This window comes from Thiovibrio frasassiensis, from assembly GCF_029607905.1.
Taxonomy (GTDB): Bacteria; Desulfobacterota; Desulfobulbia; order Desulfobulbales; family Desulfurivibrionaceae; genus Thiovibrio; species Thiovibrio frasassiensis.
In genome coordinates this window covers 930,551-955,328 of sequence record NZ_JAPHEH010000001.1, presented here as the reverse complement: position 1 = coordinate 955,328, position 24,778 = coordinate 930,551, and the positions used below count along the sequence as shown (strand labels likewise).

The window sequence follows — 24,778 nt, the reverse complement described above, 5'->3', positions numbered from 1 at the left end:
TCACGGCCCCACCTCTTCTCTTCCCCACAACAACTTCCCGTTCCGCTGCTTGTTGATGTAGTCGAGCTTCGTTGTCGGCACCATCGTCCACGCTTCCAGCATTCCGTTCTTCGCCTGAGCCGTCACCAGCAGGCCGCGTTTCTTATCCAGTTGCACCAGCTTGATCAGCCGCTGCCGCAGCACCACCTTGCCGGTTCCCTTGTGCTGCTCGAAGGAGAGCCACGTTTCGTAGGGATCTTCCAGCACCTCCGGGAGCAGCGGCAGGTACGGGGTGCGGTCCAGATCGACATGGGCGGCCAGGCTCTCGGCGTTCACCAGCATCTTGCCTCCTGAAGGCAGCGTGTAGATTCGCTCCTCTGCGCCCATGATCCCGGTCAAGGCCTTGGCTGCAGCCTGGGTCGTGGTGAGCTTGGGGCCGAGGGCTGCCCGTGGGGTGTCGGCTGGGATGCGCTCCTTGCGGCCATGACTCTGCCAATCCCCAGGGGTCAATCTCTCCCAGGCCTTCGCGCCCTGCGCCCGATATTCGTTCATGCTTGTTTCCGAGAGCTTCTTGCCCCAGGCCGCTTCGCCCACGTTGTAGTCCCAGCCCTTGTCGATACCAACCGGCGCACCGGTCTTCGGATCGATGACAATGGGCGGGGCCTTGTCCGGCCCGCTCTTGCCCAACCGTTCCACATCGCGGCCGGAGAGCGCCTCCACCGAGCACTTGCAGCCCCAGCCGTTGGGCGGGTAGTGGCTGGACCAAAAGCCATCGTCATGGGCCAGGACCAACCCGTGCCAAGCAAGATGTTGGGGCCGTGGCCGTTGGCTGTCGCCGTGGCGGTATCGCCAAAAGGGCCGGTAGGCGAGCACGTCTGGATCGGTCATCTGCTTGTAACGCCCGGCCATGTACGAGGTGCGCAGGTTGGTGTCGTAGATCACCCTGGTGCGCCAGCCCCGGCCACCGTTGTAGCTCCAGCCGTAGCGGCCCACTATCTGGTCGAAATCCTGGCGGAACGCCTCCAGGGTGGTGCCCTGCTCGATGCCTTTGCGCAGCGCGGTCTGAAAGTCGCAGAGCATGTCGTCGCGTTGCGCCCCGGCGATCATGAAGCCCCTGGCATGCTGGCCTTTTTTCAGGTCATCCCATTGCCGCGTGGGAATGCGGACCTTATTGCGGAAGAACGTCTCCGCCTCCTCAAAGGGCAGGCTTCCGTATTCAACCATTGCCAGCCTCGTCGAGGATCTCGGCCCGGCCGGTCAGCTCCGCCTGGAACAATCTGTTACCCAGGGCCTCGCCGGTAGCGGCCAGCGGAATGCGATCGTAGATATCGAGCAGCTTCTCATGGGCCTCTTCCAGGCTGCCGCACTCGGCCAGCAGGCGGTACACTTCGGCCACCATGTCGGTGCCGTCCGCGTCGGCCAGGGCCTGCTCGGCGAGCAGATCCACGGTGTCCTGACTGGCGGCGCCCTGGCTGTTCCTGGCCGAGCCGCAACCAGGACAAGTCCGCTGCCGGTTCTCGGCCTTGGCAGGGATGCTTGGCGGGAGCGCAGCTGGTTGGCTGCCCAGCAGATCTTCCGGCTTGGCATTGGGAGCAGGGTCCGGCCAGCCCAGGCGGTCTCGAACCACGCTCTGCTCGACCTTGAGACCAAGCGGCACCAGCTTGGCCAGGGAGTCGGAGATTGCCGCCACATCTTCCTGGCTCACGTCGCGGAGGATGACCTGGGGATAGTTCTCCTGCGGCCCGAAATTCAGATCGATATACGCCCGCACCAGATCACGGTTGATGGTCTCGGCGAGCTGCTCGGCATCATCGTCGCGGATATCGTCTCGGACCTCGGACTGGAGCTTGTCGTCACCGAGCCTGCCGGGGGTGCCCGAGCTGGACGCGGTCTGGCCGAGGATGCCACGGCTGACCTGGGAGTCGAACCAGTCGGCGAGCACCTGAAAAACAGTCTCTCCGCCAGCGCCGCCCTTGCGCTCCACCAGATCGATCAGCATCGACTCCGGAATTACCGCCGCCGCATCGCTGCCCAGGTTGGCCACCGCCATCTTGAGGATGGAGATGTCGTCGCTGTTGGCCCCAGGCCGGTACTTGCCGACGCGCAGGGGCATACCGAAGACCTCGGCAAAAGCCATCCAGTCCTTGACCGTGTAGTTCTTGCACATCCAGGCCCAGGCCGCGAGCCTGGCCAGGCCGCCTCGGATGGGCAGCCCTGATTTCAGGTGCGGGACGTGAACGATGAACTTGTAGGGGGCCAGCGGCAGGCCATTCATGAGATCCGCTTCGTCGCGCAGCCTCAGCTCACGGCGGCTGACCTGGTCGAATTGGAAGAAGCGCGGGTCGCGGTGCTCGTAGCGTACCGGCAGCCATTGCGCACCCCGTTGCCAGATGATCTCGCTGGCCGAATAGCCTTTACCCAAAGAGTCGAGCAGATCCTTGAGCAGCCCACGAAAGCCGGGCTTCCGCACCAGCGACCGGATACTGTCGGCGAGCTTCTGGTCCTTGGCGTCGTCGCTGTAGGCCTCGACCGTGACCGGCAACCGGCTGACGGCGAGCTTGCGCTTGCCGAGTTCGCAGGCGTAATGGAGATCGCGCTCCTCCATCTCCTCGGCCAGGGTCAGGTACTCATAGGTCTCGCCCAGGACAGCGCCACGGAGCAGGCCAGCCAACCGCATCGGGGTGAGTCCGGAGGCAACGGTATCGTCCCAGATGGTCCGCACTCCGGTGAGCGATGGCGCGGCGTGCTCGCGGGTAAGATCCTGGCTCTTGATGGGGCGGCCATAGGCATCGAGGAGTGACATTACATGGCCCCCTGCAGGCGGCCGAAGCCGTTAGTGGTATTGATCTGATGCCCCATGTCGCGCATATCCTTGGCGGTTATCTGGTGGTAGGCGTATTCGCCGCCCTCAAACCTGGTGGCGGCCACGGCCATGGCCACGGCAATGGCGGCGTCACCGTGGCGCTGCCGTCCGTCCTTTCCCTTGGTCTTGGTCTCCGGCAGCTTGGCCACGCCCTTGATCATCTTGACCGCCCGGTAATCGTCCATGTGGTCGGCATGTTGCGGCACCTCGATGGTGCCGTCGTCAAAGAACGACTTGAACCTGGGCATCTCCTCCCGGTACCAGGCCTCGGAAAGCATGATCTGGCCGATGCGTTCTGGGCCGTACTTCTGCATGGCCCGCTCGCCGAGGTACTGACCGTTACCCCGCGAGTCCAGGTTGCCATGGGTGAAGCGCGGCAGCCGGTCCACGATGTAGTACAGAATCAGTTCCTGCTCCGTGAAGGGCACGTTTCCCAGCTCCACCATGAAGGGGGTGCGGTAGGTGAGATTCTGTTTCTCTGCCAGCGGCGCGATGACTGTCAGGTCGCCGGAGCGGGCAAAGTCCTCGCCGAAGTAATGGGCGCGTTTCGGGTCAAGTTCGGCCAGCAACGGTTCCAGCTGCTCTTTGCACCAGTCGCGGGCCTCTGCCTGGCGGATGTGATCCGGCAGGATGGCAAACTCATTATTGCAAGCCCAGCGCAGAATCGGGATATCGGCCCGCATGCAGCGCTCGATAACCGCCCTGGTCAGATAGGTGCCGCCACCGGCGCTGGGGATACAGAAAAGCTCTTCATCCGCGCCGTCTCCGTACTGGGCGACAATCAGCTTGCGCCAGATATCCTCTCTCTCCGGGGTCCACTCCTTGCCGAGCCGCAGGCAGATTCGCTCGTACAGCCCTTCAGCCAGGGCATCATCCAGGGTTACCCGGTGCAGGCTGTACGGTTTCTTTCCGGCCCGCACCTCCTGGATCACTTCGTTGAAAGCATTGCTGTCGCCGTCGTGGGTGGAGATGATCACCACCTTTCCGCCCCACATGAGCAGCGCCATGGCCGCCTTGATCAGCTCGCCCAGGTTGTCGTGGAAGGCAGCTTCGTCGATGACCACCTTGCCCTGCTTACCGCGCAGGTTGGAGGGCCTGCTCGACAGGGCCACGATCTTATGGCCGGAGGCGCAGCGGATCCGGAAGGCCAGGATGTCCTTGTCCTCGTCATCGAAAACAAACTCCTCAACCTCGGAGGCGGCCTTGTTGTAATGCTTGAGCCAGTCGCCGCAGTCCTCGATGAACTCCTGGGCCATGTCCTTGTTGTAGCCGATGTACCAAACATCCATGCCGCTCTGGCTTGCGGCCAGCAGGGCATCGTCCGCCGCCTCCGCCCAGGACAAACCGATACGCCGCGACTTTTCGATGACCTTGACGTCCGCATCGTCCTCCAGCCAGCGCTGCTGGTAGGGCAGCAACGCCATGGGCGTGCGTTTCGAGCGGTCTTCTTTGACAAAGGTATCTTCGGTCATCGCTACTTGCTCAACCCCAGGATCTGCCGACGGATAGCCTCGGCCGCTTCATCGGAAAGGCCGCCAGGTTTGCCGGTTTCTTCGGTGCTCGGTTTGTACTTGGCGGTCATGTCCTCGACCATCTCCAAAGACTGACGGATCTCCTTGATCCCGGCGAGCGATACCCCGCCCGGCTGGGTGAGCATGGCATTGATCTTCTTCTCCACCGCCTCTTGCAGAGCAGTCACAGCATCCACAGCGGTCTTGATCGGCCGCTCGATGCTGCCGGTGGCCGGTTCAGACACGGCCCTGGTTTGACTCTCCCGCGCTTCCTGTTCGATGATCTTGCCGGAACTGACCAGGGAGGCGAAGGCATACGCCGTTTGCGGGTCCATGGTGGTGAGCAGGGCATCAACTGCCTTGGCCTTGGCCAGTGTTACTCCCCGGCGAATCGAGGTCTGGGCCTGGCGGTACTCCTTGCGACGATCCACCCAGGTGTCTTCTCCGCCCCAGCGCTTGAGCTGGGAGAGCGACACGCCGGTGACATCGGCCACGGCCTCATAGGTGAGGCCGTCGATGATGTAGAGTTCTTCCGCCTGCTCGCGGATCTCCCAGGAGTACTCGGCCATGGATCAGATCCCCAGGGCCTTCTTGATAGCCTTGATCTCGGCAAGAACGCCGCAATACTCGGCATGCTTGCCTGCCAGCTCCACGGCCTGGGAGGCGGCAACCTCGGCCCGCAGATCCTCGATCGGCGCAAACGGGTCCAGGAGATCCCGGATGGCGGCGATGTCGCCCTGGATGCTCATATCAAGCCGCCTGGCGTCCGCCTCTTTTTCAGCCAGTCTGCCCCGGTGTTTCAGCCGTTCGCTGTCAAGGCCCATTTTCCAAACCCTCCATCCCGCACAATCGGGCAGTTCATGTTGTTATCGATCTTCTCCGCCAGCCTGGTCTGCATCTGGGTGTTCAGGTGGATGATGTTGGCCAGATCACCAGCCAGCCGCTCATACCCTTTGACCAGGAGGCTGTTGTCCTCGTACATCCGCACCACCGCCTCAAACCGTTTGTCCGAGTCAGTTCTTGCCTGGGTGAACAGCGCCTTGATTTCCGCGATCTCGGCCAGGTGCCGGGCCTCCGACGCAGCCAGGGATGCCTGGTGGTTCTTTTGTTCCTGGTCCAGGCGGCGCTGATCCACATACCAGAAGATCAGCACCAGCCCAGGCAGGCCCAGCATGGTGACAATGGGCATAATCGTTGCCAAGGACAGGCCTTCAAACATCACATCCCCCCTCTCAGGCGTTCATGGAGTGACTGACACGCCACGCAGCGGGGGCAGCCCGGTTGTTTCTTGCGGCGTTCCGCCGGGATTTTCTCTTCGCAGTCCTCGCAGATCTCCAAAGACGGAGTCGCGAGCTGCCGGCTCATTTTTGCCCGGTGATCGGCCAGGCCAGCCTCATTGAGTTTGGCCTGGTAATCCGCGGCCACTTCGCCCTCGTCTCTGGGTTCGTGATGCTGCATTATTTCGACCCTGTAATCAGGCTCAACATCTTGCCGCTCTGGCCGCGTTTCTCCGCGCTCCTACCGATCATCCAGATGGAACAGACCCCGCCCCAGGTGAGCCAGAACTGCTCCGGCAGTGCGATCGTGGGCAAGACAATTGGCTTGCCCATGAGGGTCAGGACCAGCCAAGCGAGAACAGGCAGCAGGACATGGACCAGGCCGATGGCGCCCAGACCGAAATAGACGATGGTCGGCCGCGCCCGCTTGGTGTAGTTGTCGCCCTGGGCCATCTCGGCGGTGATCACCGACCGCTGCAGATCGATCAGGGCGGTCTCCCGTTGCTCCAGCATTTGTTCGATCTGGATCTGGGCGGCGGCCTTCTCCGTGTCGCTCATGGCGGGCGGGAAGAATCTGTTGACCAAGCCTTTGGCCAGGTCGGCTACCGAGCCGAGCCCGGTTAAGTCAAGTCCCATGGGTGCCTCCTAGTAGGTCCACACCCGAGGGCGCGGATGGGTGGTGGGCGGCATATCGTCCAGGTGAATGAACCTGGCTGCGAACGGCCCCTTCTGTTTGATGCCGACCCCGGTAAAGCCGATCATGAAGGCCAGCTGCAGGAGCTTGTGGGCGTCCGCTCCGGAGATGGCTATATCTACTGCGCCCACGGTGTGCGGCCCGACATCGCCGGTCTCGGAGACTTCCGCGTTGTGTTTGGGGCAGCGGTAGCCGGAGGTGATGATCATGGGCCTGTCAAGGGCGACCCGCAGATCCTCCAGCTTGTCGAGGAAGGCTGGCGGGATTTCCATGCGATCGCAGCCGCATTTGCACTTCAGTTCATTGATTGAAAAATGCTTGGTAGCCATGGGACTCATGCGTTTTCCCTCCGCCAGCGCCAAAGCTGAAGCAGGTTCTCCAGATAACGGAGACGCTGCGCCCTGGTCATGGTGGCCATTAAATTTTTCTTCATGCTGCCTCCGTGGAAACAGCCACCGGACCGGACGTGTCCAGCCCGGTGGCTTCGGGAGAAAGAAGATGGAAAAGCGCTTCTTGTGGTGATAGAATTACTAGGTTGCAGAGGGGAAGGTTAGCTGAAGCGTTGCAGTGAATGGAGTTCAGTGGAAGGAGGGGAGATGAACGAAGAGGAAAAGCAGAAATTTGAGGAACTGCGGGAGGCCCTAGAGCCCATCCCCCAATATTTTCTTAAAAACTATCAATTCTTGACCGAGGAAATACAACGATCACACGAACCTGTTTTTTACCATATCAAAAAGGTCTATGACTTCATCGACCGTTACAAGCGGGATTACATCGATAAATTCGCTGTGTGCAAGCCTGGTTGCGCGGCATGTTGCAAAATAGATGTCAGCTTGACGCTCGCAGAGGCTGAGTACATAGCTTTCTCTTGTAAGATTCGTATGGACTATGGCGAAAAACAGACATCTTCCCATAGAAGCCCATGCCCTTTTCTGAGCGGTGATGATTACTGCAAAATTTATGAGGTGCGGCCCCTTAACTGCCGGACATTTCACGCCGCAGCCAATCCAGGGATGTGTTCACCAGAAGACAAGGCGAATGTTCTTTACGGTCACGCAGGAAGGGGTTACGGCGACCCTATCTTTGCTCACATGGCTACTATGTTCTGGAAAATCTTTAATGGAAGCCGCCTACCGCGAGACATCCGGGATTTTTTTCCCTCTTAATTGACCGCACCAGCGCCGATCGCCCAAGTGTCGATCGGCAGCTTGAAGTGCTGGATCGTACTATTCAGCCGCAGCCAGTACACGCGATCTCGCTGGTCTTCCAGTATAAGCACAATCCCGGCCCGTTTGCCGGTTTGTAACGAGTAATAGAGGGCTTGGCCGATTGCCTCTGCCCATTTCGGCCCGAAGTCGTGCTCGACGGCATGGGTGGCCGTGATGCAATCGGCGCGTGTGCTGTCCGAGAGAACCACCTCGGCCTGTCCGCCATGCTCGGAGCACCATTGCTCCTGGTACCACTTCTCCTTATGTAACCGCTGGGCATCCGCCGCCGACGGCAGGCACAAGCAAACCAATAATACCAAAAGAGCTTGCCGCATAGCGCCTCCCTTATCATTTCTTCTCGTATGTTTTCTGGCCGCGCCATTGCGCAGCTCCTTTAATCTTTCCGAATAACACGCTTTACAGTAAGAGTGCCAGCCATCTCCTCTCCTGTAGAAGAAATCTATACTGGCTGGCCAATACTCCTTGCAACGGGAACATTGGATCTCACAGCCCAGATCGGTCTGAATCGCCTTCCTCATCACCACATCCTCATTTGCCGCTCGTCCTGGGCGTTTACGATATTCCAGAGCTGGCGCTCACACAGACCACGGCTCCTGGCGATATCCCGCACCACGGCTGTGGCGGTTTCTCCTCGTCCCGTTCTCTGGTCGAACTCCTCACGAAAAGCCTTATCACGCAGCCGACGAGCAAAGCCATCGATTTTGACGATGTACAGCGGGGTGCCGCCGAACACCTGGGCCAGTTGCATGGTTGGCCTAACGCCGATCACCTCGGCTATCAAACGCAGATCGCCCGGCAGCTCCTCGATAGAGGGCATGGCATCATCCGGCAATCCGATGGTATCACAGGCAGCCTTGCTCATTGTCAATTCGGCTCCGGATCGATGCCGACATTCATGCACCGCTGACGCAGATCCGTGACCAGGACGAACAGATCGTGGTCATCTTCCAGCCATTCGAACCGCTCCACGTTAAACTGCTTTTTACAGCGGGCATGCAGCCTGGCAACGTCATAGCCCAGGGAATTCCACAGGGCCAGGATGTAGCGCTGCTGCTTGGCATTCGGCCCCGGCTTGATCTCGATAAAGTTATCGTTCTTGCGGATATGGCCAGAGCGGCCATGCTTTACAGCCGTGCTTTTCTTTGGCCTCCACCCTTTGGCCCGGAACTTATTGAGCAGCACCACCACCTGCTGGGGCTTGAGATCCTTGGCGCTGTCCACCTGGAAATGCAGGTGCAGCATATCCCGGTAGGCCTCGTCGGTGATGCCCAACTCTTTCTTGGCGATGTGGATCTTGGCAAGATCAGCTCTGTTCATCATCAAACCCCATCAGTTTGGCCAGCGGACTTGTGCTGACAATGCGTTCTCTGGGCAGAGCCCCTGTCTTTTCATGTTCGTTGCGCTGCTTCTCGCCCTTGGCGTCCGCCTCGTCGGCAAGTTGCCAGGCCACCTGGCGCAGGTAGTTGTGGTTCGGCATGGGCCTGGTGATCCGGTCCCGGCGATCAAGCATCTGCCCCATGGCCTCGGCCCAGATCCTGGGCGGGCATGATCGGGAAGGCTTGCCCTGCACCTGGACATGGCCGGAACCAGCGAGCTTCGCCAGCTCGGCCACGATCCGTCCCGCTTTCTTCCAGGCCAGGGCCTTGCTCTCCGGCCGGAACAGCCCCAGGTACGGCAGGCAGGCTTCAGGCAGTGGATGAGGCAACCGGACCACGACAAGCAACAGCTCGCGGGCCTCGGCATCATTGAGCCACGCCTCCACCGAAGCGGTGAGGCCGCAGCCTGGGCAGATCAACCGCATGGGGCACCGTTGAGGGCATCACGGGTCATTGCCTCCAGGGATGCGGGATAGGGGCAGGCAGGGCAGCGCTGCGGGTCTTTAGGCGACAACGCCTCAACCATCACGCGCAGCCGGGTAAAAATCAGCTCCAGGCCCTGCAATTCCTTTTCTATGGCAGCGGCTCCGGCCAGCTCGGAACCCAGCACCGGGTTCATCCGCCGTAAGCATTGCCTGATATGTTCGATCCTTTCGATGGGGGTCATTCGTTGCTCCTCACACTCCAGTTGTATTTTTACGGGGCACCAATCGCACCAGCAGCCACGGCAGTTATTCACGCTGTTTTCCACTTGCACTTTCCGCAGGCCGTCATCTTGCCTTGATTCCTCCGGCACCACTCCAGGCTGGCCCCGGCATAGGTGCCGGTTGTCGGCCAGGCCGGGCAACCAACAAGCCTTACCCCTCCGCTTCCAGGGCGCAGCTTGACCATCACCGGCTTATGCCGGGTGGGGCTTTGTTCTTCTTCCTGTTCCAGGGGTTCCGCGCTCATTTTTATCCTTTGGCTGCATCATCAGACCCAGGCAGCCACGCCTGGATGACCGGGCCGAAGCCCGGTTTCGCATGACTGAAAGATATCTATCCAGCCTCTTCTCTTATGGTGTAAAGGGCTCCGGCCACCCCGAACGGGCCAAAATTCAAGTCATCAATCTCGCCAGCCAGATCGAGGAACTCTTCTTCGAGGTCGTCAAAGATGTCTCCTTTCTTTGTTGCTTTCGCACAGCCAGCACTCTCCATGATTTCCGAACGATTCGACAGCTCCTGGTCGCCCGCAAAAACAACAGTGCTTATTCCTTCTGCCGTGATGGTGATGACAACTTTGTCTGGTCTCTTTTTCATCTCTCATCTCCTCACAAAACAAAGCTGTTTAGTTTCCGGGTCCATCCGCACCCAGCCGACAACCCCAGCCCGATCAAGATTTTCCCGCTGAAGTCTGGCGATATCATCAAAAAGCCTCTGGTTGCGGAAGGACAAAAACATGGCAGCGGCGAGCAGGAGTACGCACAGCGCGACCGCTATCTTTGCTGACCTATCCGAGCCAACACCACAGTTCGGGCTTTCCATGGCTCACACCCCCGAAAAATCAAGCGGGATCTGTTGATACTCCCCTCGCTCGTCCCGCTCATACACCCGGTAGTAGTCGCGGGAGCCGGTCACGGTTAGGGCGTCGCCGATGGCCTCCATGGCCCGCAGCCAGGTAGGGTGCTCGATCTTGAGCTGGCGCAGGCTGATAATGCGCTTGGCGTTGATCTTGCCTTTTTTATCAACCTGGAAGGCCTGATCGATCAAGGCCCGGATCTCGCTGCCGCTGTCCTTGGTCCACTCCCGCAAGCACTCATCGATCAGGCTCTTGGCCGCTTGCAGCCGTTCGTCAAACTCCAGCCGGTCGGCCACGGCCCGCAGCACCTTGTACTTGCCGTCGAAGCTAGTCAGACTCACGTTGCCCCTGGATCCGCCCATATCAGCCTTGTATTTCTCTGCGGAAAGCTCCAGGAATGCCTGGATATCGCCAGCCACGAGCTGCTTGAATTCGGTGAGCATCTCGCTCACTTTTTCGGCCTTGGCCACCACGTCCCGGACAAACCGGTCGCGGACCAGATCGATCTCTTTGATGCTCTCGATGGGGACCAGATTGCCAACCCCGTTTTTCATATAGCCTTCCGGCACAGGTTTCGTGTCCAATGTCCTTCCTCCGTAGATTGCCAGCACCTTGTCGCGGATCGCATCGGTGCTGCCGTTGTATGTCCCGCCCAACACCTGACTGATGGTGGGCGCGCTGTAGTCTATTTTGCGGCCCACCGCAGCCTGGCCGCCCTCGACCTCTACCGCTTTACGCAGCAGGCTGAGCCAGTCCATTGCCGCCCTCCCGCCGCTGCATCCGGTTTTCCGCCTGCTTGACGGTCAGATAATTGGTGATCCTGCCGACCGCTGCCTTGGCCGCCAGGGCTATGGTCCTGAGATCATCGTCCGATAGCTCTCCCGGCAGCGGGAGAACCGTGACTTTGCTGGTCAAGAGGTCGAGCAGTCCACCCAGCAGCTCCATCATGTCCTGCCGATACTCCTGACTGAGCAGACCATCCGGCACGGGCGCGATCTTGCCCCCGGAAAGCAGCGATCTAGCCTGTACCTGGATCGCATTCAGTCCCGACCTGACCACCCCCGGCACATAGTCCTGGCCGCTGATGGCCGTCTGCACCGAGACCACATCGTCAAGGATGCGGTGGGCAACTTCCTTGACTCGTTCATCAACCGGCACCATGCCGATAACCTTTGCCGTGTTACCCATAATCAATCCTCCAGCTCCGTTATGGCCTGGTGCGCCTTGCCGATCAGCTTCTGCGCTGCCGCAAGGTCCGCCAGGGCCTGTTGTTTCTTCTTTATTCGCAACGCCCGATGCTTGGCAGCGCTGTCAGTATCCACCGGCATTTCCACGGTATCGTTAATCATCTGCCAGACGCAGGGCTTGCCGCCTCCAGGGTTGATCTTCCGCACCACCGCCCGGACTTCAAGCATGCGCAACCAATCGCTGGCATACTCCGCGCCTGCTCCGGCCATCTCCACCAGATCGTCCACCGTGACCCGGCGGCGCATCCGGAGTACCCGCCACATCACCTCGCGGATCTCCGGCTGGCTCTCTCGCTTGGCCGGAGCGTATACCCCCTGGCTTACCCGCACGATCCGGCCTGCATTCTTCAGGTCGGACAGCGTGTTGAGCATGCGTTTGTGATCTGCCGTGGTCTGGATCATCATGGCGTCGGATATATCGCTCACCGTGGCCTGACCTTCCGGGGCTGAGGCGGCGCGATCGGTTACGGCAACAAGCACCCTCTTTGAAAAGGATTTGTGGGCCATTACCTACCCCCTGAGCCCGCACTTGCAGGCGATCCCGGCCAGCTCTGCGTCCACTTCTCCGGTGCGCTTGAGGCTGTTTACGGCATGAACCAGATTGATGGTGTCCCGCCGCACGATCCGGAGATCCCCGCCGGAGGCCTTGTGCATCACCTCCGTCGCCTTTGCCCCCAGGGGCAGGGTGGTGGTCTGGGCAACATAGGTGACGATATCCGAGGGGCTTACCGGCTCAAACTCCATGGCGCGGTATGTACGGGACCAGACCCGGCGGTTCTGTTTCATCAGGTGGGGCAGCTCCTCTTCTCCGATCAGCACGATGATTCCGCCGGTGATCTTGGCCAGATCACGGATGATCTCCAGGTAGCGCTGGCCGAACCGCTCGATCTCGTCGATAAAGACCGGCCTGTTGGGGTTTGACAACATGACGTCGATAATGGCGTCGAAGCATGGGCCCCGGCGATGGCTGATTTGCCGTACCCCCAACTCCAGACATAGCTTTTTCAAGAAATCCAGCTCGCTCCACACCGACACGGTCTCGATGTAAGCGCAGCCGTTTCTTGCCGCCCAGGTCTGGGTGGTGCGGGTCTTGCCGCGCCCGGCCCGGCCGGACACGCAGGCAAGCCGCTCGTCGCCTTCGCCTGATCCGCCTTTGCCGATCATCAGTCCCTTCATCAACGTGTCGAACTCGCGCACGTTTTTTGTCTGGACAAACGTCGGGGTGAATTTTATATTCTGACTCATGCCACCTCCATTGGGTTGAGGGTTGATGTGCGGGCCGGTGCTAGAACACCGGCCTTTTTTTATTTAGAAGCCTGGTTCCGGTACATCAGAGTGAACGCCATCCGGCGCGACTCCCAGTATTCTTCGTGGTTCGTGTAGTCGCCGGTCTTCGGGAAGAAGGCCATGAACCCCAGCCACTCCTCCGCCAGCTCCACTCCCTGCGCCTCCAGCTCCAGCAGTTTCTCAAAGCGGTCGCTGTTATCCATGGCCAGCAAGGTCTCCCGGAACTCTCTTTCGTCCGCCTCGCCCTGCAGGCGGGCATTCTCCGCCACTTCGCGGGCCAGCTTCTCGGCATCAAGATGGATCACCGGGGCGGGAAGCTGCTTGGCTTGCCCGCGATCGTCTGTCAGCACACCGATGGTGGCCATTTGCCGCTGGTGCTCGGGCAGGACTTCCTGCTCCAAGAAGACGCGGGCCGTGGCCGAGGCTTCCTTTTCCTGGCCCTTTTTGAATTCAATGTGCTGGAGGAGTTTCGCCTTGTCCTCTTCGGTGCCAAGACAGGTGGCGGCCGGGTGGACTTTCTCTACCGGGTTTGCCTCGCAGAGGTAGGTGCCATCCTGCTCAAAGACATAAATCGTCGAGGTGTCTTGCAGGTCATAACGGATGACTACCGGATGGCGGCGACCGTAGAGCGCCGGGGCATAGTAGTTCTGGCCCTGGAAGGTGACGCCGTTGCGATGGATGGTCTTGATCTCAATGCTCATCATCAGGTAGGCCAGCGCTGCCTTGTCCACCCCAGGGCCTCGGCCTTCCAGGAACAATTCCATTGGCGTTTGGCCGTCCAGGTGGCCACGCTGCGGCCGGTTGGCATGCGCATCGAACCAGACGGCGATGGCGCGGTGCGCCTCCTCCATGGTGAGGACGTGCCCGCCGGTCGCTTTTTCATGCAGCTTGCGGTGCAACCGCTCGCCGCGCATCATGCGGGGCGGCTTGTGCTCGATGGAGGTGCCGGTATAGGTGGGGCACCAGCGCTCCAGCTCGGCAAAGGAGCCGAAGAAGCGCTCCACGGTTTTGCTCTGGCCATGGTAGGGCCAGGCAAAGATGGTCTTGATGTCGAGGCGCTCATAGAGCCCGGCAAACCCGGCCTCCTCAAAATTCGTGCCCTGGAAGAACCGGCTCTTGAAGGCCCGACCATTGTCGAGATAGACGACCTGGGGAATTTTACCCAGGCGCAGGATGGCCCGACGCAGGGCGCTGGAGATCGCCGCAGTGTTCTCGGTGGGCATGATCTCCCAGCCCAGGGCGATGCCGGACTTCATGTCCAGGAAGCAGATCAGCGTCATGCGCTTCGGCTTTCCGGTCCAGGGGTTTATCACCTCGAAGTTCAGGGTGTGACCGTCGGCCACCACCACGTCGCCCACGTTGATCAGGTTGTAGTCGCGTTCGATGTAGAAGGCGCACTTGTCATTCCAGGCCTTGGCGCCCTCGCGGTTGAACACCCAGATATGATAGTTGCGGTCGGTCCAGTCCTGGAGCCAGCGGCGATAGGTGGCCTCCGAGTGGCCGTTGCTGATCCCCTTGGTCCGCATGATGCTGTGCGCCATGCGGATGGCCTCGGCGATACGGGGCTTGTTGGGGTGCAGGGCGCAGCGCAGCAGGATGTCGGTTTGCGTCTCATTGAGGCCGCTTTTGCCTTTGCGGCAGGAGCCGCGACGGTCGGCGAGCTGGAAGGTGTTGCCGTTGCTCTTCTTGATCCGGATCTTCCAGCCTTCGATGGTTTTCCAGTTGATCTCGCCCAGGGCGGCGAAGATCTGCGGGTAGGCGATGCCGGAGTTGTAGGCGGCGAGGAAGTCGGCGCGGGCCTGGTCCTTTTTGCCCCAGGGGGCGATGGCCATGGCCTGCATGTAGAGGCGGAGCAGGTCGGCTTTGAGCAGGGCCTTTTGGGTTTGGCTCTCGCTCACCGCCTCGTCTTGCGGGAGGGGCTGCGGAGATACCGGCACCAGGGCGTCGATCTCTTCCCTGGCAAGGATGGCCTTGCGTATATAATCCGGTAGGATATGCGCCCGGTACATTTTGCGCGGTCCGCCCTGGACAGTCTGCCAAGAAAACGACCAGTTTTCCTGCTCGGCCCGGCGGGCAATGCTTCGCTCGGTTCCGGGCAGCGTGGACAAGCCGAGGCCCAGCAATTCTTTTGCCGAATACAATGCGTTCATGGCCTAACCCCGCAAGTGCTTTTCGTCTTGCAGGATTGTTTTGAGTTCTTCATCCATCGCTTTGATGGTGTCGAATGGGCCGCTGTGTTTCTTCCAGCCCGTGCCGCCGTGTTCCTTGACGGTCATGCTGGAGCGATCCGTGCGGAACAGGCGGTATCCGGCCCGGAGCAGTTTACTGGTATCGTCAGAGCCGCCATGGAAGGCCGGTCCCTCGATCTCCTCGCCGTCCATGGCGATCTCGGCCCGGAGCTGGTCCAGCCGCTTGATGATTTCAACCCGGGGGGTGTATTTGTAGCCGGACTCTTTTTCTTTGATAAGCTGGTCGGCGAAGGCCTCAAAAACTTCGATAAACTCGGCGCTCACCGGAGACAACCGCACTTTTGCCTTGGCCGTGCGGATGGCCTTAACGACCCTTTCGCCCAAGAATCCCTTGACCGCTTTGTTGACCAAGCTGGCCGTTATTTTCCGACCTGGCCCGGCGGTATCGACCACCGATCGCCATACCGCTACCTGTTGCTCAGGTTTCAGTCTGGTGAGGGGCCGCACCTGCGCCTCGTTAATGGGCAATAAGGTCATCGTCTCGTCTGTATTTGTCTCCAACTTGGAGACATTTTCAAACACCTCTGCCGCCGCGATATAGCGGTATGCCGTTCCGCGAGCCATGTCCCAGAGATTCTTGCAGTACGATTCAAAGGTGCGATGCGTTTCCCGGTAGAGCTGCCGCTCGTTGATCTCCGCCAAAGCGGTGCCCACCCGGTGGAAAGCGCCAAATTCAGAAATAATGCGTCGTTCGAGTTCTTCCCGGAGCATCCGCTCCCTGGATGACAGCGGCTTAATCTCTTCTTCCATGACTACAATTCCTTTACCCATTACCCTCTCCCTCTTTTTATTTTCTCCATCCTTGTGCTACTCTGGAAAGCGCCAACCAACCATTTCACACAAGGAGGAGAAGACCATGAGTTTCCATAAATACGCCGGAGCTTGCACCGAACTCTCCAAGGAATTATTGAAATCTCTAACGCCAGAAGATGTAGACGAATTGCGAACTGAACTCGCCAGCCTCGGTCGCCGAGAATTCGCTTCTTGGTATTTCCGTCACACGGAAGAGGTGAAAAAATACGTTCAAGCAACCCCTTCCCAGCGCATCCGCCGTAAGGCTTGGCAAGATAGCAAATTTCGCCTGCTCTTAACGGGGAGCGCCCTCGTTTATCTTCGTGCAGCTCAATCGGTATTGAGCAACGCTGCCACTTGTGAAGATCTGATCTCACATGGCGTGGGATATCGAGATCTTGCATCTCAAACAGGTGATCAATTTCGCGCTCTAATGAGCGAAGGTTTTCACTGGTGGCCGCTGCCTGGAGACAGTCCGTTTGGTGATTAGAGGTCGCCATCATGCTGCCTCCCTCATATCCTCCGGCAGATCCAAATATCTTGCCGGGCATCCTTTTGTAAGCAGGTACTGCAACACCTTCCGGTTGTGCTTGCGTCCGGCCAGGGTGTTGCTCACCGTTCCATGGTTGGCAAATTCCAGCGCCCGCTGGATACCCACCACCGTGAACCCTTTACGCTTCATCCATATTTCTATTTCCATCGTGTTTCTCATAACTCCGACTCCAACTCCCGCATCTGCTTGCGGAGATCCTTGGCTTGGTGATACCGTTTCGACCACCGAAGGAGACTTACATCCTTCCCCTCGATGATCTGGCCGCCAAGGAGCTTGACCATGGTTTCCATGGGCCTTATGGTGCCAAGTACCGCGCAAAAGATCGTGATACCCTTGATGCTCGGCATCCGGTCCCCATCCTCTATGTTGAGCCACTTCTCAAAGGTGTCCTTACTGAGGCCACCTTTACCGTTCAATCGCATGCCGTACCTCGCAGCCATGGCGTTCAGTAGATCGAGCACCTGCTCGCGCGATTTTCCGGAGTCCTTGACCGCTTGGTTCATGGCCGCTTTGATGTCGCGGACTATTGTTCCGAGGGTCGGCTGATTGAAAAGGTCGAGCTGTTGAGGTGCCAATGTTGTTACCCCGTCCACGCGGTAGATGTTTCAGGCAGAATTTTTGCAATCACTCGGACGTTGACCCATTTCTACAGGACATGTATTGTGTAGAAATGGGGAACACCCGTTCCTTGTGCACACTATAAGCGCAAAATATGTCACATGTAAAGACAAAAGATGCGTCCAGCTTCCGAATTACGCATTTTTTGTCAATAAAGACGCAACTACTTGTTTTATTGTTATTTATCTGGCTTACTCCCTTGCCAGTAGCGCGTCCGGCTTTTTGTCGGACTTTACAGAAAGAAAGCTGGACGCAATAAATGTCTAAAGAGCTACTCGCCGAAAAGTTAAAAGTTGCGCGTAAATTTCTTGGGAAAGATCAGCAAGAAATGGCGACACTTTGTGGAAAGGCCCATCGATCGTGGCAGAGGTACGAGCAGGGAGAGGGATTTCCAACTGGTGAGGTGTTTGAATTGCTCACCAGTCTTGGTTTTAACGCAGGATGGTTTTTCACTGACGATGTACCGATGCTCATCAAGGACCAAGGCACAACTGCAGGCGCAACTGGAGGTGGCCGGGGATACAAGAGCGCGGAACCTGCAGCCCCCTATGAATCAAGGGGTAATGTTGAATACGTTCATATCCCACGCTACGAAGTGAGCGCCAGCGCTGATGGCGGGGCCATTGTTCACAGTGAACAGGTGGTGGACTATCTTTCTTTCCGGGCGGATTGGGTGCGAAGTACTCTGGGTGTCTCGGTGCGCGATCTGGCGCTGATCAGCGTGATCGGTGACTCCATGGAACCGAGTCTCTCCGAAGGGGATGTGGTGCTCCTGGATATGACCACCACAAGCGTTTTAGATGGATCAATTTACGCGCTGCAGTTAAACGGTGGGCTGCTCGTTAAACGCATCCAGCGTATGCTTGACGGTAGTCTTGTGGTAAAATCAGATAACGCTCGCTATGATACGGAGACTGTCTCTGAGGATAAGGCGGATCGGCTAAAGATCATCGGCCGGGTGGTGTGGGTCGGGAGAAGGTTATAGTCGCAGGAACAAATAAGAGGGGGTGGGGACATGACTACAACAACGGAAACTGACGAGAAACTTAGCGTTTTTGCTACTGTTATACTTGTCTTGGTTGCCTTTTTTGCTATCTTTATCCTTGAGCGGTTCATGTCTTACAATTCAAGACACCCCTTAGAGGATAAGCCAAAAGAGGTCGTGCATAATCTCTCATGGGATGGCTCTGTTTTACAGGTAGAATCCTGGCTAAAGCAGAACTTGAAAGACCCAGGCTCATTCGAGGCAATAGAGTGGAGCAAAGTCATTAAGAATGCAAATGGCTACTTTGTTCGTTGCAAGTACAGGGCAAAAAACTCTTTCGGCGGCTATGCGGTTGAAAACAAGCTGTTCATGCTGAATTCCAGCGGCGAGGTTATTACGGTCACGGATGTTGAGTAGATTTTTTTTCGCTGAAAATTTTTCTTAGATCATTTGCAAAAAGCACATAAATTTATGGACTGACCGGCCAATTTTCTTAACATGAAAATCGCGCCGAAAAATATTTTCTCATCATCCGAAGGTCCGCATAAAGTCTGGCAAAAGTCTCATTCAAGTCTCATCAAATCCAGCAATATCAATTTTCTTATTCTTCATGCCCCCCTGTATTGGGCTTTGGCTGTCACTTGGTATCATTGAAAACAGAAAAAGGCGGGCGTGTCCCTTTGCTGCTGGGCAGATGGGGAGCAGGAAAAAGAGCCCAAAAAAAGGCCGCCTGTTATAAACAGGCGGCCTTGAATTTTCGTGGCTCCCGGGGAGGGATTCGAACCCCCGACAGGGTGATTAACAGTCACCTGCTCTACCAACTGAGCTACCCAGGAACGATATTCATCTGAACGCGGGCAATATAGCAAGTGCGTATCCGTGCGTCAAGATTTTTAGGAGGTGTGGCGAAATATCTCTTACTGGGCATTTTTTCGTTACGGCTTTTATGCCCGGGACAGCATTTCAAAGCCCTGAATACTGTTATTTTGCACGCCGGCCGAGCAGACAAAATCCATCGGGCCTAAAAACAATTCTCTTGACCCGCCCCGGGCAGAGTGCTAATAAAGCAACTTCCATTATCGTCGTCCGTCGGGGCGTAGCGCAGTCTGGTTAGCGCGCCTGCCTTGGGAGCAGGAGGCCGGAGGTTCGAATCCTCTCGCCCCGACCACCACCTTTCTTTCCCCCCCCCTTTTTCGATCCCCCTGAGACGCTTAAGCATAAGTTTACCGTGGCGGCAGCAATAAGTTGTTTCAGCCAGGCGCAATATCATTTATATTTGTTGACCTTGATTTTGAGTGCAACACCTGGGGTTATTTCGATATTGGGCCGAAAATCCCGGCAACAGGGCGGTGTCGCATCGTAACGGAGTGTTTTGTTCGAGGAAAAGAGCATGGATATACAACTGGAAAAAATCAGCGAAAAAGAAGCAAAGACCAAGCCGGATCAAAACAGCCTGGGGTTTGGCAGACATTTCACCGATCATATGCTGGTCATGCCGTACACCGAGGGGAAGGGGTGGCATGATCTCACCATCCAGCCCTACCGGAATTTTTCCCTGGACCCGGCCGCCATGGTGCTGCATTACGGCCAGGCAATCTTCGAGGGAATGAAGGCTTATCGCGGCAAGGACGGCGGCATCTATCTCTTTCGCCCGGCGGACAATATCGAGCGGATGAACATCTCGGCGGCTCGGCTCTGCATGCCGCAACTGCCGGTGGACGAGGTCCTCGTTGCCTTGAAGGAGCTGCTGCGCCTCGATGAGGATTGGATTCCCACGGCCAAGGGCGCCACCCTCTATATCCGGCCCACCATGATTGCCACCGAGGCCGCCTTGGGGGTGCGCCCGGCAAAACAATATCTCTTCTTTGTCATCTTAAGCCCGGTTGGCGCCTATTATCCGGAGGGATTCAACCCGGTTAAGATCTATGTCACCGACAAATATGTCCGCGCCGTGCCCGGCGGGGTGGGGCATATAAAAACCGCGGGCAACTACGCGGCCAGTATCATGGCGGCGGTGGAGGCCCAGCAGGCCGGCTTCACCCAGGTGCTCTGGCTCGATGCCGTGGAGCGACGCTACATCGAAGAAGTCGGCACCATGAACATCTTTTTTGTCATCGGCGACGAGATCGTTACCCCGCCGCTGGGCGGCAGCATCTTGCCTGGAATCACCAGGGATTCGGTGATTCAGGTGGCCAAGGGGTGGGGGTTGAATGTGGTGGAACGGAGAATAACCATTGATGAGGTATTGGCGGCCCAGGAAAACGGCTCGCTCAAAGAGATCTTCGGCACCGGCACCGCAGCGGTGATCTCGCCGGTGGGCTCCCTGCATTACAAGGGACAGGATTGCCTGATCAACAATGGGGAAACCGGCGCCTTGTCCCAGAGGCTTTTTGATGAAATCCAGGCCATCCAGTACGGGGCCAAGGAAGACCCCTATGGTTGGGTGATCCGGGTCTGAGTTTTTTTTCGGGAGAAAAGAGAGCGTCTTCTGGAGAACAACATAACAAGCCGATATTGTTACATAAAAAAAGTAAACCGCACCTCTTGATTTTTTAAGGCCCGATACATATTGTGTGCCATCAAGGCAGGAAAGTGCCGTGCAGAACGGTCTTCCCTGCCGCTTCATTTACGGGTCGAGAAACGCTTCGGGCGGTTATTCCCCGCTGTTTCGTTTCATGGTTACACACAATACATTACCAAACACAATTGGAGGCATTACATGAAAATTCGTCCGTTAAATGATCGTATTCTGATCAAAAGACTGGAAGAAGAGATGAAAACCAAGGGCGGACTCTTTATCCCCGACAGCGCCAAGGAAAAACCTGCCGAGGGCAAGGTTGTTGCCGTAGGCAAGGGCCGTCTCAACGAGAAGGGCGAGCGGGTGGCGGTGGATCTCAAGGCCGGCGACCGGGTTCTTTTTTCCAAGTATGGCGGCAACGAGATCAAGATCGATGGCGAGGACTACCTCATCATGCGTGAGGATGATGTGCTCGGAGTTCTTGAGGGAAAATAAGCTGCGTTTGTAAATAGCGACTCCAACAAGTTGTGTAATTTCTTGTGATTAGACGGAAAGGAGAATTATCATCATGGCTGCAAAAGATATCAAATATGGGGTGAAAGCCCGTGAGTCCATTCTGAATGGCGTAAACATCCTGGCCAATGCCGTGAAGGTTACCCTTGGTCCCAAGGGCCGGAATGTACTGATTGAGAAATCCTACGGCGCGCCCGTTATCACCAAGGACGGCGTTTCCGTTGCCAAGGAGATCGAGGTAAAGGACCGCTTCGAGAACATGGGCGCCCAGATGGTTAAGGAAGTTGCTTCCAAGACCTCCGACGTGGCCGGCGACGGTACCACCACCGCGACTATCCTGGCCCAGGCCATTTATGCCGAGGGCTCCAAGTTGGTTGCAGCCGGCAACAATCCCATGGACATCAAGCGCGGCATCGACAAGGCTGTCGAGGCTGTGGTTGCTGAGCTCAAGAAAATCGCCAAGCCCACCAAGGAGCAGAAGGAAATTGCCCAGGTCGGCACCATTTCCGCCAACAATGACGCCACCATCGGCAACATCATTGCCGAGGCCATGGACAAGGTCGGCAAGGAAGGCGTTATCACCGTGGAAGAGGCCAAGGGCATGGAGACCACTCTGGACGTGGTCGAGGGCATGCAGTTTGACCGTGGCTATCTCTCACCGTATTTTGTCACCGATGCCGAGAAGATGGTCGTGAGCCTGGAAGAGCCCCTCATCCTGATCAACGAGAAGAAGATCAGCAACATGAAGGATCTGCTCCCCATCCTTGAGCAGATCGCCAAGTTGGGTCGCCCTCTGTGCATCATCGCCGAGGACGTGGACGGCGAGGCCCTGGCTACTCTGGTGGTCAACAAACTGCGCGGCACCCTGAACGTTGCCGCGGTCAAGGCCCCCGGCTTTGGCGACCGCCGCAAGGCCATGCTGGAAGATATCGCCACCCTCACCGGCGGCCAGGTGATCACCGAGGATCTCGGCATCAAGCTGGAGAACGTCACCATTGCGGATCTTGGTACTTCCAAGCGCATCGTGATGGACAAGGACACCACCACCATCGTTGATGGCGCCGGCGACAAGAAAAACCTCGCCGCTCGGGTCAAGCAGATTCGCGCCCAAATCGATGCTTCCACCTCCGACTATGACCGCGAGAAGCTCCAGGAGCGTCTGGCCAAGTTGATCGGCGGTGTAGCGGTAATCAATGTCGGTGCAGCCACCGAGATCGAGATGAAAGAGAAGAAGGCCCGGGTCGAAGATGCTCTGAACGCTACCCGCGCCGCAGTGGAAGAGGGTATTGTTCCCGGCGGCGGTGTTGCTTATCTGCGCTGCCTGGACGCGCTCAAGAAACTCAAGCTTACCCCTGAGATGGAGCTTGGCAAGCAGATCGTGGCTCGCGCTCTCGAAGAGCCGGTGCGTCAGATCGCCAACAACGCCGGCCTCGAAGGCTCGGTGATTGTGGAGCATGTCAAGAACATGAAGGGCTCCAAGGGCTTCAACGCCGACACCGAGAAGTTTGAAGACCTGATTGAGGCAGGGGTCATCGATCCTGCCAAGGTCACCCGTTTCGCGCTGCAGAATGCAGCCAGTGTTTCCGGCCTGTTGCTCACCACCGAGTGCATGATTGCCGAGCATCCCGAGGAAGATAAGGGTGCGGGCGGCGGCATGCCTCCGGGTATGGGCGGCATGGGCGGCATGGGTGGCATGGGCGGCATGATGTAAGAGTTGCGGTCCGCAGTTTCCTAGTTGCTCAAGTAGCCCCCGGGTTTTTCGCGCGCGGAAACACCGGGGGCTTTTTTGTGGTTGACAATTGCCGCAAAATCTTGAATATAAGGACTTCTTTTTTCACTGGCGATGTAGCTCAGCTGGTTAGAGCATACGGCTCATATCCGTAGTGTCCGGGGTTCAAGTCCCTGCATCGCCACCAGAATATCACGCAGATACTTAATATAATTAAGGTTTTCTGCTTCGCACATACCTCCAGGTTCGAGTGTTGTACACAAGTTTGTACACTCGATCTGGAGGTTTTTTTATGTCTTCACAAAACTACTTGTTGCGCGGAGGAAACGGCTACTATTACTTTAGGATGCGGGTGCCGAAGAGGTTACGGCAGCTGTGCGGCAAAAAAGAAATAAAAAAGTCGCTCAACACGCAAGATTTGACGAAAGCCAATCGGCTAGCGATGTTCCATGCCTCAACGGTTCATCATCTGTTCGCGCAACTGGATTCTCGAAATCATATGACCGACGACATTTTTAAAAAATACGGCTTGAGCAACATGAAGGAGCTGATAGTCGAGACGACGAGAAAACCAGACGGCAGCGTCGTGGAACGCATTGAGATGGACCCGGACAAAATTGACGCCGAGAAAGAGCTCTTAGAGGCGTTTAGAGAACAATACGTTGGTAAGCATATTACTGAGCTGAATAACGCTGTAGCGACATCAAACGGCGTCGTAAAGCTCTCTGAGACACTCACGCTCTCGGAACTCATTGAAAAATACCTAGATTGGTACCCATCCAATAAAACAAAGGTCTCAGCATCGACGATCGCGGACTACCGCGCCAAGCTTACATTACTAATTTATGTGCTAGGAGACATTCGCAATACCGACTTCACCACCTCCGAAACAAACAAATTTGAAGCAATCTTTGCCAAATTGCCGCAGCGGATAGCAACACGTAAAGAATATCGCGGCAAGACTTGTGACCAGATCCTTGCAATGAAAATTCCGTCAGAGCACGTCATGACATCAACGACTCGTCGTGGGTATGTCATTCAGCTCCGTTCTTTTTCGCAATGGGCGCATAAGCGTAAATACTTCACCGAAGATTTTTTTGGTCATTTCAGGCTACCGGCGAAGAACGACGCACCGCACTTAGCTCGTGACGTGTTCACACCCGAAGATTTGACTAAAATTTTTACGCACAGCATTTATACACAGCATTCATTCACGAAGCCGTCTCAATTCTGGATACCTTTGATCGCTCTTTATCAGGGAATACGACTTGAAGAGATCTGTGCTCTACGCGTTGCAGATATTATCACAGAAGACGACGTCCTTTCGTTGAGCATCAACGAAAACACTCCAGACAAACAGCTTAAACGAGGCTCGCGGTCGGTGCGGGTCGTGCCGATTCATCCAACATTGATCGAGATCGGCTTTCTGAGATTTGTCCAGCAACAAAAACAACGACGTGCTGCGCGTCTCTTTCCAGAGCTGAAGAGATATAAGTGCAAAGATGATCGGAGACTAAAGTACGGCCACAAGTATTCGGAGTACTTCAACGCCAATTTTTTGAGAAAGATGATTCAGATTACGGATTCGAAGAAAGTATTTCACTGTTTCCGGCACACTGTCAGCAATACACTTAAGAAGAACGAAGTCCCTGAGTCGATAGCAAATGCGATCGTTGGGCACGAGGGAAAAAACACAATCACATACAAACTCTACGGCAAACCATATACTATGGACGTCTTGTTGCCGCATCTTCAGAAAATTGAATACGGGCAGGCACTACAACACGTGAAGCCTTGGTAA

33 protein-coding genes, 3 tRNA genes and 1 other RNA gene are annotated in these 24,778 nt (G+C 57.1%); 10 read left to right on the top strand and 27 right to left on the bottom strand.

Annotation, left to right across the window (positions count from 1 at the left end; genetic code table 11):
* From OLX77_RS04545 to OLX77_RS04505, 9 genes are read right to left on the bottom strand one after another with little or no spacing between them, the layout of a single operon-like run.
* Window positions 1-1,203: a PBECR2 nuclease fold domain-containing protein gene (locus OLX77_RS04545; protein WP_307632401.1), complete on the bottom strand. Its 1,203-nt coding sequence runs from the start codon at window positions 1,201-1,203 to the stop codon at window positions 1-3.
* Window positions 1,196-2,782, bottom strand: coding sequence for a DUF935 domain-containing protein (locus OLX77_RS04540; protein ID WP_307632400.1), 1,587 nt, complete (start codon window positions 2,780-2,782; stop codon window positions 1,196-1,198). Before OLX77_RS04540 ends, OLX77_RS04545 begins: the two co-directional genes overlap by 8 nt.
* Complete coding sequence (locus OLX77_RS04535) at window positions 2,782-4,314, bottom strand: hypothetical protein (RefSeq protein ID WP_307632399.1); 1,533 nt, start codon at window positions 4,312-4,314, stop codon at window positions 2,782-2,784. The genes OLX77_RS04540 and OLX77_RS04535 overlap by 1 nt, the downstream gene beginning before the upstream one ends.
* Window positions 4,315-4,316: 2 nt before the next feature.
* Complete coding sequence (locus tag OLX77_RS04530; protein WP_307632398.1) at window positions 4,317-4,922, bottom strand: hypothetical protein; 606 nt, start codon at window positions 4,920-4,922, stop codon at window positions 4,317-4,319.
* 3 nt (window positions 4,923-4,925) lie between these two features.
* Window positions 4,926-5,177, bottom strand: coding sequence for a hypothetical protein (locus OLX77_RS04525; protein ID WP_307632397.1), 252 nt, complete (start codon window positions 5,175-5,177; stop codon window positions 4,926-4,928).
* Window positions 5,153-5,572 carry a hypothetical protein gene (locus OLX77_RS04520; protein WP_307632396.1) on the bottom strand — a complete coding sequence of 140 codons (420 nt, stop codon included), beginning with the start codon at window positions 5,570-5,572 and terminating at the stop codon, window positions 5,153-5,155. The genes OLX77_RS04525 and OLX77_RS04520 overlap by 25 nt, the downstream gene beginning before the upstream one ends.
* A complete protein-coding gene (locus OLX77_RS04515; protein ID WP_307632395.1) occupies window positions 5,572-5,811 on the bottom strand; it encodes a TraR/DksA C4-type zinc finger protein in 240 nt (79 codons plus the stop codon). Before OLX77_RS04515 ends, OLX77_RS04520 begins: the two co-directional genes overlap by 1 nt.
* Complete coding sequence (locus OLX77_RS04510; protein WP_307632394.1) at window positions 5,811-6,266, bottom strand: holin family protein; 456 nt, start codon at window positions 6,264-6,266, stop codon at window positions 5,811-5,813. Before OLX77_RS04510 ends, OLX77_RS04515 begins: the two co-directional genes overlap by 1 nt.
* 9 nt (window positions 6,267-6,275) lie before the next feature.
* The gene (locus OLX77_RS04505; RefSeq protein WP_307632393.1) at window positions 6,276-6,662 is read right to left on the bottom strand and encodes a D-Ala-D-Ala carboxypeptidase family metallohydrolase; all 387 of its coding nucleotides are present in this window, start codon (window positions 6,660-6,662) and stop codon (window positions 6,276-6,278) included.
* 258 nt (window positions 6,663-6,920) lie between these two features.
* Here OLX77_RS04505 and OLX77_RS04500 point away from each other — a divergent pair, with 258 nt between their 5' ends.
* Entirely contained in the window at window positions 6,921-7,490 is a 570-nt protein-coding gene (locus OLX77_RS04500) for a YkgJ family cysteine cluster protein (protein WP_307632392.1), read from the top strand.
* Here the strand turns inward: OLX77_RS04500 and OLX77_RS04495 are convergent.
* The 15 genes from OLX77_RS04495 to OLX77_RS04425 form a co-directional block, all read right to left on the bottom strand.
* A complete protein-coding gene (locus tag OLX77_RS04495; RefSeq protein ID WP_307632391.1) occupies window positions 7,487-7,867 on the bottom strand; it encodes a hypothetical protein in 381 nt (126 codons plus the stop codon). The genes OLX77_RS04500 and OLX77_RS04495 overlap by 4 nt on opposite strands.
* A 203-nt stretch (window positions 7,868-8,070) precedes the next feature.
* Window positions 8,071-8,370: a Mor transcription activator family protein gene (locus OLX77_RS04490; protein WP_307632390.1), complete on the bottom strand. Its 300-nt coding sequence runs from the start codon at window positions 8,368-8,370 to the stop codon at window positions 8,071-8,073.
* Between the two features lie 47 nt (window positions 8,371-8,417).
* The gene (locus tag OLX77_RS04485) at window positions 8,418-8,873 is read right to left on the bottom strand and encodes a regulatory protein GemA (RefSeq protein WP_307632389.1); all 456 of its coding nucleotides are present in this window, start codon (window positions 8,871-8,873) and stop codon (window positions 8,418-8,420) included.
* On the bottom strand, window positions 8,857-9,354 hold the full coding sequence (locus OLX77_RS04480; RefSeq protein WP_307632388.1) for an HI_1489 N-terminal domain-containing protein: 498 nt from the start codon (window positions 9,352-9,354) through the stop codon (window positions 8,857-8,859). Before OLX77_RS04480 ends, OLX77_RS04485 begins: the two co-directional genes overlap by 17 nt.
* Window positions 9,345-9,596 carry a hypothetical protein gene (locus OLX77_RS04475; protein ID WP_307632387.1) on the bottom strand — a complete coding sequence of 84 codons (252 nt, stop codon included), beginning with the start codon at window positions 9,594-9,596 and terminating at the stop codon, window positions 9,345-9,347. The genes OLX77_RS04480 and OLX77_RS04475 overlap by 10 nt, the downstream gene beginning before the upstream one ends.
* A gap of 68 nt (window positions 9,597-9,664) precedes the next feature.
* On the bottom strand, window positions 9,665-9,880 hold the full coding sequence (locus tag OLX77_RS04470; protein WP_307632386.1) for a hypothetical protein: 216 nt from the start codon (window positions 9,878-9,880) through the stop codon (window positions 9,665-9,667).
* Window positions 9,881-9,887: 7 nt separating this feature from the next.
* An RNA gene (locus OLX77_RS04465) (hammerhead ribozyme type II) lies at window positions 9,888-9,953 on the bottom strand.
* A gap of 13 nt (window positions 9,954-9,966) precedes the next feature.
* Window positions 9,967-10,227, bottom strand: a complete 261-nt coding sequence (locus OLX77_RS04460) for a hypothetical protein (RefSeq protein ID WP_307632385.1) — start codon at window positions 10,225-10,227, stop codon at window positions 9,967-9,969.
* A gap of 3 nt (window positions 10,228-10,230) precedes the next feature.
* Window positions 10,231-10,452, bottom strand: coding sequence for a hypothetical protein (locus tag OLX77_RS04455; RefSeq protein ID WP_307632384.1), 222 nt, complete (start codon window positions 10,450-10,452; stop codon window positions 10,231-10,233).
* A gap of 3 nt (window positions 10,453-10,455) precedes the next feature.
* Window positions 10,456-11,244 carry a DUF3164 family protein gene (locus tag OLX77_RS04450; protein ID WP_307632383.1) on the bottom strand — a complete coding sequence of 263 codons (789 nt, stop codon included), beginning with the start codon at window positions 11,242-11,244 and terminating at the stop codon, window positions 10,456-10,458.
* Window positions 11,219-11,674: a hypothetical protein gene (locus OLX77_RS04445; RefSeq protein WP_307632382.1), complete on the bottom strand. Its 456-nt coding sequence runs from the start codon at window positions 11,672-11,674 to the stop codon at window positions 11,219-11,221. The genes OLX77_RS04450 and OLX77_RS04445 overlap by 26 nt, the downstream gene beginning before the upstream one ends.
* 2 nt (window positions 11,675-11,676) lie before the next feature.
* Complete coding sequence (locus OLX77_RS04440) at window positions 11,677-12,240, bottom strand: hypothetical protein (RefSeq protein WP_307632381.1); 564 nt, start codon at window positions 12,238-12,240, stop codon at window positions 11,677-11,679.
* Window positions 12,241-12,243: 3 nt separating this feature from the next.
* Window positions 12,244-12,978 (bottom strand): AAA family ATPase, encoded by a 735-nt coding sequence (locus tag OLX77_RS04435; protein WP_307632380.1) that lies wholly within the window; start codon window positions 12,976-12,978, stop codon window positions 12,244-12,246.
* 59 nt (window positions 12,979-13,037) lie between these two features.
* Window positions 13,038-15,170, bottom strand: coding sequence for a Mu transposase C-terminal domain-containing protein (locus tag OLX77_RS04430; RefSeq protein ID WP_307632379.1), 2,133 nt, complete (start codon window positions 15,168-15,170; stop codon window positions 13,038-13,040).
* Window positions 15,171-15,173: 3 nt separating this feature from the next.
* Window positions 15,174-16,040, bottom strand: coding sequence for a hypothetical protein (locus OLX77_RS04425; protein WP_307632378.1), 867 nt, complete (start codon window positions 16,038-16,040; stop codon window positions 15,174-15,176).
* Between the two features lie 85 nt (window positions 16,041-16,125).
* Between OLX77_RS04425 and OLX77_RS04420 the strand changes: the two genes are divergently transcribed.
* A complete protein-coding gene (locus tag OLX77_RS04420) occupies window positions 16,126-16,551 on the top strand; it encodes a hypothetical protein (protein ID WP_307632377.1) in 426 nt (141 codons plus the stop codon).
* A gap of 9 nt (window positions 16,552-16,560) precedes the next feature.
* Here OLX77_RS04420 and OLX77_RS04415 read toward each other — a convergent pair whose 3' ends face one another.
* Window positions 16,561-16,761 carry a hypothetical protein gene (locus tag OLX77_RS04415; protein ID WP_307632376.1) on the bottom strand — a complete coding sequence of 67 codons (201 nt, stop codon included), beginning with the start codon at window positions 16,759-16,761 and terminating at the stop codon, window positions 16,561-16,563.
* Window positions 16,762-16,769: 8 nt separating this feature from the next.
* A complete protein-coding gene (locus tag OLX77_RS04410) occupies window positions 16,770-17,189 on the bottom strand; it encodes a hypothetical protein (protein ID WP_307632375.1) in 420 nt (139 codons plus the stop codon).
* Between the two features lie 302 nt (window positions 17,190-17,491).
* Here OLX77_RS04410 and OLX77_RS04405 point away from each other — a divergent pair, with 302 nt between their 5' ends.
* Window positions 17,492-18,217 carry an XRE family transcriptional regulator gene (locus tag OLX77_RS04405; protein ID WP_307632374.1) on the top strand — a complete coding sequence of 242 codons (726 nt, stop codon included), beginning with the start codon at window positions 17,492-17,494 and terminating at the stop codon, window positions 18,215-18,217.
* 30 nt (window positions 18,218-18,247) lie between these two features.
* The gene (locus OLX77_RS04400) at window positions 18,248-18,634 is read left to right on the top strand and encodes a hypothetical protein (RefSeq protein ID WP_307632373.1); all 387 of its coding nucleotides are present in this window, start codon (window positions 18,248-18,250) and stop codon (window positions 18,632-18,634) included.
* A 343-nt stretch (window positions 18,635-18,977) separates the two neighbouring features.
* Here the strand turns inward: OLX77_RS04400 and OLX77_RS04395 are convergent.
* Window positions 18,978-19,053: transfer RNA gene (locus tag OLX77_RS04395), tRNA-Asn, on the bottom strand.
* 254 nt (window positions 19,054-19,307) lie between these two features.
* Between OLX77_RS04395 and OLX77_RS04390 the strand changes: the two genes are divergently transcribed.
* The 6 genes from OLX77_RS04390 (at window position 19,308) to OLX77_RS04365 (ending at window position 24,778) form a co-directional block, all read left to right on the top strand.
* A tRNA-Pro gene (locus tag OLX77_RS04390) sits at window positions 19,308-19,385 on the top strand.
* Window positions 19,386-19,607: 222 nt separating this feature from the next.
* Window positions 19,608-20,675 carry a branched-chain amino acid aminotransferase gene (locus OLX77_RS04385; RefSeq protein WP_307632372.1) on the top strand — a complete coding sequence of 356 codons (1,068 nt, stop codon included), beginning with the start codon at window positions 19,608-19,610 and terminating at the stop codon, window positions 20,673-20,675.
* 261 nt (window positions 20,676-20,936) lie between these two features.
* Window positions 20,937-21,230, top strand: coding sequence for a co-chaperone GroES (groES, locus tag OLX77_RS04380; RefSeq protein WP_307632371.1), 294 nt, complete (start codon window positions 20,937-20,939; stop codon window positions 21,228-21,230).
* Window positions 21,231-21,303: 73 nt separating this feature from the next.
* Window positions 21,304-22,959, top strand: a complete 1,656-nt coding sequence (groL, locus tag OLX77_RS04375; protein ID WP_307632370.1) for a chaperonin GroEL — start codon at window positions 21,304-21,306, stop codon at window positions 22,957-22,959.
* A gap of 128 nt (window positions 22,960-23,087) precedes the next feature.
* Window positions 23,088-23,164: transfer RNA gene (locus OLX77_RS04370), tRNA-Met, on the top strand.
* 105 nt (window positions 23,165-23,269) lie between these two features.
* A complete protein-coding gene (locus tag OLX77_RS04365; RefSeq protein WP_307632369.1) occupies window positions 23,270-24,778 on the top strand; it encodes a site-specific integrase in 1,509 nt (502 codons plus the stop codon).